This is a genomic window from Sphingomonas sp. (assembly GCF_035490575.1).
Taxonomy (GTDB): domain Bacteria; phylum Pseudomonadota; class Alphaproteobacteria; order Sphingomonadales; family Sphingomonadaceae; genus Sphingomonas.
Genome location: NZ_DATJLI010000085.1, coordinates 1 through 13,132 on the forward strand (window position 1 = coordinate 1; position 13,132 = coordinate 13,132).

General features: G+C 64.8%; 12 protein-coding genes. 10 read left to right on the forward strand and 2 right to left on the reverse strand.

Annotated features, from left to right (window positions below; genetic code table 11):
- Positions 1-671, reverse strand: a 671-nt coding sequence (locus tag VL973_RS06515; protein ID WP_325283218.1) for a phosphoribosyltransferase, incomplete at its 3' end; no start/stop codon positions are given.
- A 286-nt stretch (positions 672-957) separates the two neighbouring features.
- Here VL973_RS06515 and VL973_RS06520 point away from each other — a divergent pair.
- Complete coding sequence (locus VL973_RS06520) at positions 958-2,148, forward strand: acyltransferase family protein (RefSeq protein ID WP_325283219.1); 1,191 nt, start codon at positions 958-960, stop codon at positions 2,146-2,148.
- Positions 2,149-2,229: 81 nt separating this feature from the next.
- Positions 2,230-3,756, forward strand: coding sequence for a lipopolysaccharide biosynthesis protein (locus VL973_RS06525; RefSeq protein WP_325283220.1), 1,527 nt, complete (start codon positions 2,230-2,232; stop codon positions 3,754-3,756).
- Positions 3,757-3,792: 36 nt separating this feature from the next.
- Here the strand turns inward: VL973_RS06525 and VL973_RS06530 are convergent, their stop codons facing one another.
- A complete protein-coding gene (locus VL973_RS06530) occupies positions 3,793-3,945 on the reverse strand; it encodes a hypothetical protein (protein WP_325283221.1) in 153 nt (50 codons plus the stop codon).
- 148 nt (positions 3,946-4,093) lie between these two features.
- Between VL973_RS06530 and murB the strand changes: the two genes are divergently transcribed.
- The 8 genes from murB to VL973_RS06570 form a co-directional block, all read left to right on the forward strand.
- Positions 4,094-5,146 (forward strand): UDP-N-acetylmuramate dehydrogenase, encoded by a 1,053-nt coding sequence (gene murB, locus VL973_RS06535; protein ID WP_325283222.1) that lies wholly within the window; start codon positions 4,094-4,096, stop codon positions 5,144-5,146.
- A 1-nt stretch (position 5,147) separates the two neighbouring features.
- On the forward strand, positions 5,148-6,455 hold the full coding sequence (locus VL973_RS06540) for a UDP-N-acetylglucosamine 1-carboxyvinyltransferase (RefSeq protein ID WP_325283223.1): 1,308 nt from the start codon (positions 5,148-5,150) through the stop codon (positions 6,453-6,455).
- Between the two features lie 27 nt (positions 6,456-6,482).
- The gene (locus VL973_RS06545) at positions 6,483-8,255 is read left to right on the forward strand and encodes a type I secretion system permease/ATPase (RefSeq protein ID WP_325283224.1); all 1,773 of its coding nucleotides are present in this window, start codon (positions 6,483-6,485) and stop codon (positions 8,253-8,255) included.
- Positions 8,252-9,625, forward strand: coding sequence for an HlyD family type I secretion periplasmic adaptor subunit (locus VL973_RS06550; protein WP_325283225.1), 1,374 nt, complete (start codon positions 8,252-8,254; stop codon positions 9,623-9,625). Before VL973_RS06545 ends, VL973_RS06550 begins: the two co-directional genes overlap by 4 nt.
- A gap of 80 nt (positions 9,626-9,705) precedes the next feature.
- Positions 9,706-11,319 (forward strand): TolC family outer membrane protein, encoded by a 1,614-nt coding sequence (locus VL973_RS06555; RefSeq protein WP_325283226.1) that lies wholly within the window; start codon positions 9,706-9,708, stop codon positions 11,317-11,319.
- Positions 11,320-11,450: 131 nt separating this feature from the next.
- The gene (locus VL973_RS06560; protein WP_414712201.1) at positions 11,451-11,717 is read left to right on the forward strand and encodes a spike base protein, RCAP_Rcc01079 family; all 267 of its coding nucleotides are present in this window, start codon (positions 11,451-11,453) and stop codon (positions 11,715-11,717) included.
- A 50-nt stretch (positions 11,718-11,767) separates the two neighbouring features.
- Positions 11,768-11,959 (forward strand): hypothetical protein, encoded by a 192-nt coding sequence (locus VL973_RS06565; protein WP_325283228.1) that lies wholly within the window; start codon positions 11,768-11,770, stop codon positions 11,957-11,959.
- A gap of 66 nt (positions 11,960-12,025) precedes the next feature.
- Positions 12,026-13,132, forward strand: a 1,107-nt coding sequence (locus VL973_RS06570; protein ID WP_325283229.1) for an NHL repeat-containing protein, incomplete at its 3' end; no start/stop codon positions are given.

A 13,132-nucleotide genomic window follows, 5' to 3' on the forward strand; every position in this document is an offset into this window, starting at 1 on the left:
AGCATCCACAATTTGCCATATTCGATGCCGCGAGCGGCCAGCCACGCTTCGGTTTCGGGGCGATAGCGTTCGAGCCGGCTCGTCACCAGATGCGCCACGCGCCGACCAGGCACCATCAGCGGTCGGGCATTGGCCAGGAAACGGGTGTAATTGGGCCCGTCGTCATTTTCGTCGTGCGTGGGGTCGAAACACAGCACCCCGTCAATGTCGAGGCATGCGCGTTCCAGCACCTTGTGGTTCATGAAGTTCCACTGGAATACACGTGGACGTGGCACGCGTTCCATGATGATGTCGACTTCGACCACATCTTCTTCCGGGCCATATACGGTGGAGAAGAGACAGCGATGCGACTGCCCGGCACGAGCGACCTTTTCCCGCGCCTCGCGCATTGCCGCGCCCGACAGGATGCTGTCGTCGACGATCAGCACCCGCTCGAACGCATCGGCTGCACGATCGAAACCGGGGCGGCGGCGGGTAGACCCCGCCGACAGGATGCGCCCTTCGAGAAAGCCGTCAAGATCTGCCAATGGCAGGTTCAACGCCAGGCTGATGAGATTGGCTGCCAACAGCCCACTTCGGGGAATGCCAACGACAAGGTCGATATCACGCGGCAGCATCGCAACGCGGGCCTGAACCGTCCGGTTCAGATCGTCGATTGACCGATAATGCACATGGCCCCCTGCGCTGCGCTGATCAGTGTGAAGCTGTCGGGCAGATCCCAAGCCGTTCCCTGATCCAGATAATGATAGCTAAAAACCGTTAGCAAACGCAATATGCCGAGGATAAGGCATATAACAGCGAATTTTGAATAATAAATTTGCCATTAAAGGACGGGGCGATTCGACGCTTCGTTACATATGCGTGACGCTAAACCGGAACAGCTTGCCGCATTATGAATGACCGGTACCGGACAGTAGCTAGGAGACAATTCTTCCTCGTTTGGCAGGAGTGCCGGAAATGAACAGGCCGACACGCTACGACGACCTTGAATTGCTGCGCGGCCTGGCTGCGCTGGCTGTCGTGGTCTATCATTTCCTGCGTGCGTTCCTGCCTCCATCACAAATGCCGTTGCTCGCCGATGTTATGGGCATCGCAGTCGAGCGACCGTTCGTGCTGGCGCTGGTCAACGGACCGTTCATGGTCACGATCTTCTTTGTGCTGTCCAGTTTTGCGCTGACGGTCAAGCTGGTCGAAACGCGGGTGACGGTGCCAACGCTGGTAGCGATGACGAAGCGGTTTCCTCGCCTGTTTCCGATGACATTTGTGGGAGCGGTGCTGCCCGCTCTGTTATTCGCGGCCGGATGGATGATGAATGTCGAGGCCTCGGCGCTTACCGGTTCATCGTGGTTGGCCAATAGCGGTGGGGTCAAGATCAACAACAACTGGCCGGATCCGTCGGTCGTTGGTGGTGCAACCGACAGCATCCGCCTGTTCGCGCAAGGGTTGAGTCAGTATAATTCGGTCCTGTGGACCATGCGCTATGAATTGCTGGGTAGCCTGATTGCGTTGTCCACTGCGCTGGTAATCGCCGGAGAGCGGCGCCCCTTGTTCGACGTGGCCGTAACCGGGTTGATCGCCGTTTTGGCGCTACCGCTGCACTCGCTTTGTTCTATCTGTGCCTTGACGGTGCTGCTGACCAAATATTTGCGTAGCTCCTCCATCAGCTTTTCGCCGCATTTGGCGGCGACGCTGATCCTGTTTGGGCTGGCGATCGGATCGACCTACAAGCCCTTTCCCGAGGAAATGGCAACCGATCCGCAGATCGGTGCACATGTGCTGCGCATGGATTGGCTGATCCACGGCGCGGGCGCGGTGTTGGTATTTCTTGGCGTGCATCGCTGGCGCCGTCAGCAGGCACCCGACTGGCCCCGCGCGCGCAAGCTGGGGCAGTTGTCGTTCGCCATCTATGTCCTGCACGTCCCGGTGATCGGATCGCTGGCCAGCGCAGTGGTGTTGGTCATAGGCTATAACCTGATCGGTGTCGCCTTGGCTGCGCTGGTGACGGTGTTGGCAACGGGCCTGGCAGCATTGTGGCTATCGCGGCTCGATTTGTGGTGGGTGGGCACGTTGAACCGCGTGGCTCGCAAGGTGGCCGTTGCACAGACCGGCCCTGGTGGCCTGCGCCCGCAAAGCACGGATGCGCCATAAGCGGCTGTCAGGCAGAAACTGATCCCAGGCTGGATGCGTTCGCGCATTTTCAAACACACGCCGACCGGCTAGGCGGCCTGGATGGCAAAGGGGGATAACCGGCCCGACGATATCGTTCCCCGTGATAATGCCACGGGGGGGCTGGGCGCGCGCGCCGTGCGCGGGGCCATGATGTCGGGCGCGGCGCAGGGCGTGAAACTGACCGTCCAGATCGCTTCGGTGGTGGTGCTGTCGCGCTTTCTGTCGCCGCGGGATTTCGGTCTGGTGGCAATGGCGTCCCCGCTCATCGCCTTTGCCAGCATGGCCCAGAATCTGGGTCTGTCGCAGGCGGTGGTGGTCAGTCGCGAGCTGACCTATCGACAGGCCAGCACGATGTTCTGGATCAACGCGGCGCTGTCGTTCGCGCTGATGCTGATCCTGATGCTATGTTCTCCGCTGGCTGCCGTCTTCTACGACGCGAACGAGCTGACCCCCATTGTCGCGGCGCTTGCGGTCGCGATTTTCACGACGGGACTGGGCGCCCAGCATCTGGCGATGGCGACGCGGATGATGCGGTTCGGTGGGCTGGCGCTGGTCGATATGGCGACCGCGGTCGTCGGGCTGGCGGCGGCGATCGCCTGGGCATGGTTCGATCCCAGTCCCTGGGCGCTGGTTGCCAGCGCGCTGGCCAGTGCGCTGGCATCGGTGGTGGGGGCATGGATGGTGTCGGGATGGCGTCCCGGCCGGCCCGCCAATATCCGCAGCGTCTGGACGATGCTGCGGTTCGGCGGCGGGTTGACCACGTTCAACCTGACCAATTTCTTTGCCCGCAACCTCGACAACATCCTGATCGGCAGGTTCCACGGGGCAGGGCCGCTTGGCCTGTACGACCGGGCGTACAAGCTGTTGCTGTTCCCGTTGCAGCAGATCACCTGGCCATTGCAACGCGTTATGGTGCCAACCCTGTCGCGACTGGTGGACGAGCCGGAACGCTATCGCTCCGCCTACTCACGAACGGTGGGGCAAATCCTGTTGCTGACGCTGCCGGGCATCCTGTGCCTGCTGATTTGGGCCGATGTCGCCATTCCACTGATGCTGGGCGCGCAATGGTCGGGCGCGGTCGATATCTTCCGGTGGCTGGCGCTGGCATCGTTGCACCAACCGCTGACGGTAACGCTGGGCTGGCTTTTCATCAGCCAGAGCCGCACGGGTCAGTTCGGCCGGTGGGGCATCTTCAACGCCGCCAGTTGCGCAGTCGCGTTCACGGCCGGCTTGCCGTGGGGGGCAGAAGGCGTGGCCGCGGCCTATGCACTCAGCGATATTTTCATTCGCCTGCCGCTGGTCTGGCGCCTGGCTGGCAGCCGGGGACCGGTATCGGCACGCGACCTGATCCATCTTGCTTTGCCCTTCGCTCTGGCGGGAAGCGTTGCGGGAGCCGCGATGTTCGCCGTCGGCGCCCTGTTGCCGCGCACGTTGATCGGCCTGCTGCTTGCTGTGACGCTGGGGTATCTGACCTATGGCGCGGTGCTGATGACGCGCCCCCTGGGCCGGCGTACGCTGGGCGAGACGATATCGCTGATGCGCGGCATCGTCACCCGATCGAGCGCTCGGTCTGCCATGCGCCCATAATTGTTACTTCTCAGGTCTGGGGTCTGGGGTCCGGGCTCATAACCACCATGTGGCGGCAGCGCCAAGCTTGTCATAGCGGTTGGCGATGCCTCCAACGGCGTCACGGCCCTTATAGAGCGTTTTGGCCTTATAGAGCGCTTTAAAGAAGCAGCTTTCCAGCGTCGGTGGGCTTTGGATGCGATGATTCACCGGCGGCCATTGTCGATTAAGTGGCTGGACCCGATGTGACCTGCCATCTATGTTGCATCGCTACCGCATGATGACCACGCTCTCCGCCGGACAGAGAGAGAGCGGGCTGCGCGCAGGACAGGTATGCTAGGTTGGCATTGAAGTCAGGATGCGCGGATACAAGATGAAATCAATCCATTCTGCAACATCGGACGACCGATGGGATGAATCGCCCACGACGGTTGGCGCTGAGCTGGCGGCAGCGGTGGGGCCTGGACAGGTCCGGGCCGACGTGCCGCTGGCTACCCTTGGCCGCTGGCGGATCGGCGGTCCGGTCGACTTTGTCGTCACGCCGCGCGATGCCGCGTCGCTGGGTCGCGTGCTGGCGACGATCGACGCGCTGGGCGTGCCGCGCGTCATCATCGGCGACGGATCGAACCTGTTGTTCGACGATGACGGGTTTCGCGGCGTCGTCGTGCGGGTCGGGCGCGCGCTGAACGGGTTCGTCGTGCACGATGACGGCGTTGTCGATGCCGAGGCCGGGCTGTGGGTGCCGACCTTTGTACGACGAGTGATCGATGCCGGCCTGTCGGGCGCGGTCCATGCCATCGGCATTCCTGGCACGCTGGGCGGACTGGTGACGATGAACGGCGGCAGCCAGCGGCGCGGCATCGGCGAGAATGTCGTCCATGTCGACGCGTTCGACCGGCACGGGCAGGCGCACCGCCTGGACCATGCCGCGCTGGCCTACAGCTACCGCGCATCGCGGTTGCAGGCAGGCGACCTGGTCGTGACGTCGGTGCGGTTGCGCTTTGCGCCGGGCGACCGGGCGGCCATGCACCGCGAGGCGCGCTCGATCCTGCGCGCGCGCCGCGAAAAGTTTCCGCGCGTGCGCGCCAATTGCGGGTCGGTGTTCGTCAGCGATCCCAAGCTGTACGACCTGATCGGGCCACCGGGCATGGCGATCGAGCGCGCCGGACTGAAAGGAACGGCGATTGGTGGGGCGCAGTTTTCGCCGGAACATGCCAATTTCATAGTCAATAACGGCAGCGCGCGCGCATCCGATGTGCTGGCGCTGATCCGCATTGCTCGCGACCGGGTGGCCGAATTGTCGGGCATCCGCATGGATGCCGAAGTCCGCCATCTGGCCCCCGACGGGACGATGCGCCCGGCCCATGAAGTCGCCGACCTGATCGATGTCGCCCGGTATCAAGGAAACTGAAATGAACGCGACCGCCATTGCCGCCCACGACACCACCCGGATCGAGGACCGCGATCCCCACCGCATCCTGGCCGTGCGCCCGTCGCGCCTGGAGGGAACCGTCACCGTCAGCGGTGCAAAAAACAGCGTGCTGCGCCTGCTGGCGGCATCGCTGCTGACCAGCGAGCGTATCGTCCTGGACAATTACCCCGACGGCCTGCTCGACGCGCAGGTGCATGTCGGCATGCTGGAAGTGCTGGGCAAGCGCTGCACCGTCGATGCCGGCACGCTGACGATCGAAGAGGTCTCCACCCCGCCGGCCGAACTGGTGTGGGACGGGCGATCGATCCGCAACACGCTGCTGATCCTGGGCGCACTCGTCGCGCGGACCGGCGCTGCCAGCGTGCCCCTGCCCGGTGGCTGCGACCTGGGCGGGCGCGGATATGACCTGCACGAACTGGTGCTGACCCGGCTCGGCGCGCGCGTGTACGGCAAGGACGGCCGGTTGTACGCCGAAGCCCCCGACGGGTTGCGCGGCGCCGACATCGTCCTGCCGCTGCGGTCCACCGGCGCGACCGAGAACGCGCTGATGGCGGCATCGCTGGCGCGCGGCACGACGCGGCTGTGGAATCCGCACATCCGGCCGGAAATCCTCGACCTGTGCGACTTCCTGCGCGCGATGGGCGCGACGATCACCGTGCATGGCCAGGAAAGCATCGAAATCACCGGCGCCGAAAACTTGAACGGGGTCAGCCGGCGGGTCATGCCCGACAACATGGAAGCGATGACCTGGCTGGTCGGATCGGTAATCACCGGCGGCGACGTCGAGATCTGCGACTTTCCGTTCGACGACCTGGAAGTGCCGCTGATCTTCCTGCGCGAAAGCGGCGCCAGGATCTTCCGCGAAGGATCGACCGCGATCGTGCGCTCGGGCCGCCCTTATCCGGTGGAAATCAGCACTGGGCCGTATCCGGGCATCAATTCCGACATGCAGCCGCTGTTTGCGGCGCTGGGCGCGTGCGCGCGTGGTGAATCGCGGATCGTCGACCTGCGCTTTGCCGGCCGCTATGGCTATCTGGAAGAATTCGCCAAGATGGGCGTCGAGAGCTTCGTGCGCGAAGGCACGGCGCATATCCACGGTACCCAGTCGCTACGCGGCGCCGAAGTACGCGCCCTCGACCTGCGTGCGGGAGCGGCACTTGCGTTGCTGGGCCTGCGCGCCGATGGCGAAACGCGGATTGCCGATGCATGGCAGATCGAACGCGGCTATGATAAATTTCTCGAAAAGGCGCGCGGGCTTAACGCCGGTATGACCTATTTCGATCAATAGGCCGGACGACAGGTTCGGGGGGATATAATGCAGGTTGAACAAAATCCGCTGCGGAATGCGCTGAGGGCGTGTCGGCGCCACTTCTGGGCGGTGGGGATCTTTTCGGGTCTCATCAACCTGCTGTACCTCGCCCCGTCGATCTTCATGCTGCAGGTCTATGACCGCGTGGTGCCGACGCGCGGCGTGCCGACGCTGGTGGTGCTGTCGCTGATCCTGGCGGTATCGCTGATCGTGTTCGCGCTGCTTGATACGGTGCGTATCCGGTTGCTGATGCGCGCTAGCATCCGCTTGGAAAAGATGGCGGCGGCCAACATCCTGCACCGCATCGTCGGCACCGGCGGCGCCAGCCCGGCGCAGCGCGCGCAGGCGATGCGCGATTTCGATACGCTGCGCGGCACGTTGACCGGCCCGGCGATCATCGCCCTGTTCGATGCACCGTGGGCGCCGATCTACATCATCATTTCGTGGCTGCTGCATCCGTGGATCGGCATGCTGGCGCTGCTGAGTTCGCTGCTGCTGATCGCACTGGCGGTGGGCAGCGACTGGGCGATCAAGAAATCGGTCGCTGACGTCTCCAACCGCACCAGCCATGCGTACCGTTCGCAGGATTATTCGATCCAGGCGTCCGAAGTGGCGCGCGCGCTGGGCATGCGCGAGGCAGTGGTCGTCCGTCACCTTGCCGAACGCACCGATCTTGCCCAACGCCAGTCGGAGATCGCCGGCAGTTCCGGCAGCTTTCTGGCGGCGACTAAGTTCCTGCGGCTGTTTCTGCAATCGATGGCGCTGGCGCTGGGCGCTTATTTGGCGATCAATCAGGAAATCTCGGCCGGCGCGATCTTTGCGGCGTCGCTGATCCTGGGTCGGGCGCTGCAACCGGTCGAGCAGATCCTGAATGCCATGAAGAACGTCATGGCCGCACAGACTGCATACAAGAATCTGGACCAGTTCTGTCACCTGCCCGACGTCACCGCCACGCGCACCACCCTGCCCGCGCCGCGCGGCCGGATCGAGGTGGACGGCGTCACGGTACGCGTGCCGGGATCGGACCGCGTGCTGCTCGACAATATCAGTTTTGTGATCGAACCGGGCAACATCGTCGCCCTGGTCGGGCCAAGCGGCGCCGGCAAGTCGACGCTGCTGCGTACATTGGCGGGCGCGCTGGTGCCGGACGAGGGCGAGGTCCGCATCGACGGTGCGCGGCTGAACGACTGGAATCCCGACGAACTGGGCCGGCATGTCGGGTATATGCCGCAGACTCCGACCCTGTTTCCGGCCAGCGTTCATGCCAACATCTCGCGCTTTCGCTCGCTGACGGAAGGTGGCGGCGAGGCGCTGGACAAGGAAGTGCTGGCCGCGGCCAAGCTGGCGGGCGCGCATGAGGTGATTCTGCGCTTCGAAAAGGGGTATGACACGCGGCTTGCCGTGCGCGAGGGTGGCGGTCTGTCGTCGGGCCAGCGGCAATTGGTCGCGCTGGCGCGGGCGTTATTTGGATCGCCGGCGATCTTCTATCTCGACGAACCCAACGCCCATCTCGACATCAATGGCGAAACCCGGCTGATCGCCACGCTTCAGGAGCTGAAGGCCCGCGGCGCCACCGTGATCGTGTCCACGCACCGCACCGGCCTGCTCCAGGCGGTCGACAAGGTCATGCTGCTGCGCGATGGCGCGATCCAGGTATATGACGACCGGGCGAACGTGATACGACCCGCGCCCTCGGTCGAGGAAACCAAGGAACCCGGACAATTGGGTCCGCGCGGCAGTACCGGCGAACAGCCGCGCGCGCAGGGAGGCAATTCGTGAGCGGAGAAATCGTCACGCGGCAGCAGGTCCTGGCGACCGCGCCGGCCAACAATCCCGAACTGGTCCTGGACGATTCGCCCAACCGGGCATTGATGGTGGGCATCGTCATTGCGGTCCTGTTCTTCGTCGTGCTGATCGGATGGGCGGCGTTTGCGCGGCTTGATTCAGCGGCAGCCGGCGAGGGGCGCGTCACCGTATCCGGCAACCGGCAGACAGTGCAGCACCGCGACGGCGGCATCATCGCCGCGATCGACGTCCGCGAAGGCATGGCTGTGAAAAGCGGCCAAGTGCTCATCCGCCTTGAGGGTGCAGAGGTCGAGGCGACCGAACGCGCTCTTGCCGGCAGCGTCATCGACCTTCAGGCACAGCGTGCCCGCCTGGAAGCCGAGATCCGCGGCGGCGCGATCCAGTGGCCGGCCAGTTTCGCCGCAGCGAGCGGCGCCGACCGCGAACTGGTTGACCGATCGATGCGGCTTCAGAATGCCCAGCGGTCCGCGCGGCAGGGGGCATTGGCATCGAACCGCGCCGTCATCCGCCAGCAGGAGGCGGAAGCCTCGCAACAGGTCGGCGGCTATTCGGCGCAGGCGCGCGCCAGCCTTCAGCAGCGGCAGTCGTTGCAGGAACAGCTGATCGCCACGCGCAAGCTGGCCGACGAAGGCTATGTGTCGCGCAATACCGTGCGTTCGCTCGAACGGTCGATCCAGCAGCTGGAAGGCGCCGATGCTGATTATGCGGCCCGTGCCGCCGCGGCACGCGAACAGGCCGGACAGGCCCGCGAATCCGCGGTGTCGAGCACGCGCCGCTATACCGAGGATGCGGCAACTGCGCTGCGCGACACCCAGTTCCAGCTGAACGAGGTGATGCCGCGCTGGCTGGCGGCCAAGGAACAGCTGGAGCGGACCGTCATCCGGGCGCCGGTGTCGGGGCGGGTCGTCGACCTCAAAATCTATTCGCGCGGGGGCGTGGTCCAGGCGGGACAGCCGATCCTCGACATCGTGCCCGATGCCGCGCCGCTGGTCATCAAGGCGAATTTCGCCCCCGGCGACATCGATGGCGTGTATGAAGGACGCACGGCCGAGGTGAAGTTCCTGTCGCTGCATGAACGCGACCTGCCGATCCTGCTGGGATCGATCCGCAACGTGTCGGCCGACAGCCTGAGCGACGAGCAATCCGGGCAGCGCTATTTCACGGCCGAGATCGTCGTGCCGCAGCGACAGATCGCCATGCTGCGTCAGGTTCGCGGGGCCGATCTGGGCATCCGCCCCGGCGTACCGGTCAGCGTGTTGGTGAAGCTGCGTCAGCGCACCGCGTTGCAGTATATGTTCGATCCGCTGATGGAGACGTTTCGCCGGTCGATGCACGAGCGTTAACCCGGCGATACGCCTGTTGGGCAGGCTGAAAAAACGGTAAGGACGGGCAGCCCGAACACGGGCGGTGGGGGAAATTAACCATGATGATGCGTTTCTGGTTGCTTGCAGGCGCGGTCGCGGCACCGGTTACCGCGCAGGTGGCTCCGGTGATTCCCGCTCCGGCACCTGTGGGGGGAGTGACCGGGGCTACCGATACGCTTGCCCAAGCCTTGGTCGATGCCTATCGCAACAACCCGCAGCTTGAGGCACAGCGAGCGCAGCTGCGCTCACTGGATGAGACGGTCATCCAAGCCAGCGCCCCCTATCGATTGCAGTCGAGTGTTGTCGGCAGCATCCGGTACCAGGAACAGGTCGTGCGTGACGTGTTCTTCGACGAACTGATCACCAACCGCGCGCGCAACAGCGGCGCGTCGCTGACTGCATCGCAGATCCTGTTCAACGGGGGGCGCACCGCCGCGCGGGTTTCTGCGGCGGAAGCCGGCGTGCTGTCGGGTCGCGAGCGGTTGCGCGAGGTCGAGAACTTCATCCTGTTCGAAGTCGTCGATTCCTATGTCTCGGTCCTGCGCGACCAGCGTCTGGTGGAAATCCAGCAGCGGTCGATCCAGTCGTACCAGCGACAGGTCGATCAGGCGCAGGCGCGCGAGCGCGGCGGCGACCTGACCCGGATCGATATTGCCCAGGCCCAAGCGCAACTCGGCATCATCCGCACGCAGCTCGCTCAGGCCGAAACAAACCTGGAACGCAGCCGGGCACGGTTCGCCGCGGTCGTTGGTCGCAATCCCGGTGCGTTGACTCCGCCGCCGGCGCTTCCCGGCATTCCGGGATCAATCGACATGGCGTTTCGCGTTGCCGAAGCGGAAAGCCCAACGCTGTGGCAGGCGATCCTGAACGAACGGTCCGGCCGCGCACAAATCGCCGCCGAACGCGCCGAACGGAACCCGATCCTGTCGGCGGATGCGTCGATTGGAGTTACCGACCCCAACGGCATCGGGTTCAACAACTTGCGTCGCGGTGTGTCGGCGGGTGCCACCCTTACCATTCCGCTGCTGACAGGTGGCGTGATCGATTCCCGCGTCCGCCAAGCGCTGGCGACGCAGCAGGCTTTGCAATTCACCGTCGAGGCAAGCCGCCGCGGGGTCCTGTCCCAGGTCCAGAATGCGTGGAACCAGTCAATCTCGTCGGCGGAACAGGTTACGATTGGGCAAGGAGCGGCCGAAACGGCAGCGCAGGCGCTGGAAGGCGTGCGGCGCAGTTTCCAAGAAGGGTTCCGGTCGAATTTCGAGGTGATCGATTCCGAACAGCGCCTGCTGAACGCACAGGTGATCGTCGCGAATGCGGAATACCAGCGCTATGCCTCGCAGGCCAATCTGTTGACCTATCTGGGCCGGTTGCAGGCCGCGACGCTGAGCACCGCGGTGGCAACTTATGACATGGAAGCCAATCTGGAGCGCCGCAAACGGCAGCAGATCGATCCGTTCGAGATATTTGTCGGGCCGATTGATCGTCTGGCGCGAGCACCCGACGATCCGCGCGACGCACCAGTGTTGCCCGAAACTCCGAACGCCATGTTCCGCACGCCGACGACGCAGCCACCGGCGCGTCCGCTGGGCCGCGCCCTGCCGGTGCCCACTGCCCGCCCCACACTCCCCGATCAAAAACAGCCGGCGCCGTCGCAGCTGCAATCGCCCGACTGACCCGGTATCCGCACCGCCGATCGTCGGCGGTGCGGACGTCGCCGCCCGCGTTTGGCGCATAGGAACTTTCCTACACTGAACTAATATGAAACATAACCGGAACATCGAATCACGATGGTTCAGGAGGTTTCATGTCAGACCCGTTCGCACAGCATTCCGACAGCCCTGTTGCGCCTGCCCGCAGAGTGATGGCCGTGGTGCCGGATGATCAATGGATGCTGCCGCGCACGCCCAAGGCGCTGTATGTCGGTGGGACCGGCGACGTGGTATTGCGGGCGATCGACGACGATGCGGATGTCCGATTTGAAAACGTGGCCGCAGGGACGATCCTGCCCATCCGTGTCAGCCACGTCCGATTGACCGGCACGACCGCATCCGCGCTGGTTGCGTTTTGTTGATGCTGGGGTTCGCACTGGGGGGCGTTTCGCGCCCCCGGCCGCCGGCTGCCGTGGCCCCGACGCCCGCGGTCCGCGCCGAGACCGCCGCCCTGCTGGCGCGGATGACGCCGCCGGCGCCGCCGCAGCGGGCAAGCGTGATCGATGCGCTGGTCGCGGCATTGGTCGACGCGGGGATATGGAGCCGGATCGACCGGTTGTTGCTGTTCGCCGCGCACAGCCCGCAGGCGGCGCTGCTCGACTGAAAAGACGGCGGCGATGCCGGTTTCGGCGGCGGCGCGCCGCGCCACATCGCCGATCGCGGCTATTGGGTGGACGGCCATGACGACTGGATCGATCCCGGCATCGTGCCCGCCGCCGCGGTGCAGTTCCAGCGTAGCTCGGCGATGCTCGGCATATGGGGCCGCAAGTCCGACCGCAATCCGGCATCCCCGGTCGGGACGATCACCGGCACCTCGATCTCGCTGAACCCGCGCGCCAGCAGCGATGTGAGCGCAGGCCGGCTGAACGGGAGTGCGGTGGTGACCGGCGGAACCGTCACCACCGGCTATGGCCTTGTCGTCGTCGACCGGCCGGGGTCGGGAACGCTGCGGCATTTCATCGATGGCGTGTTGAGGAGCGAAAACACCAACGCATCGGCGGCGGACCCAGCATCGGTTCAGGTCGGGATCGGACGGGCAAACGCCGTGGCGGTCGATGGTCAGTTCTGTGCATTTGTCGCCGGCGGTTCGTTGACCGCCGCGCAGCACGCCGTGCTGCATCAGGCGTTGCGACGCTACATGGACGCACTGGGCGTAGCGCCCCTGCCCGCGACGGTCGCGACCACGCGCGCGGTGACTGAGTGGTCGACGTTGCCCGATGGATCCGCCCCGATTGCCACCGAACGCGGCATGGCGGTCACCGGACTGGCCCGCGATCTGGCGGGCAGATGGTATGTCGGCAACGGCCGGACGACACGACATCCGTTGCTGTTCACCCGGCTGTCCCCCGACCGCACCGGGATAGAAGCCGAATTCGACCTGGCGCGCCTGGGGCTGTCCGCCGACATGGCCGGTTCATGCCAGGGGATCACGCTGGACCGGAGCGACGGGCATCTGTGGATACTGGTCAAGCTGTCGGGACCGGACGGCGGGGCCAGTCACCTGGTCCGGTTCGACCCGGCGAACGAAACGGTATTGGCACCCCCGATCGCGCTGCCCGGCACCGCCAACGGCATCGCCCATGATCCCGTCGCCGATTGTCTGTGGGTCGTGCACGATACCGGCGAACTGGTGGCGTATGACCGATCCGGAACGATCCGGTCGGGCCGCATGCCCCTTCCCGCCAATGCCGACCAGTGTGTGATCGCCGACCGTCGATATGGTGACATTATGACAGGCGAACTGCTGGTGACTGCCGGAGCCAATGGCGCGGCGGGG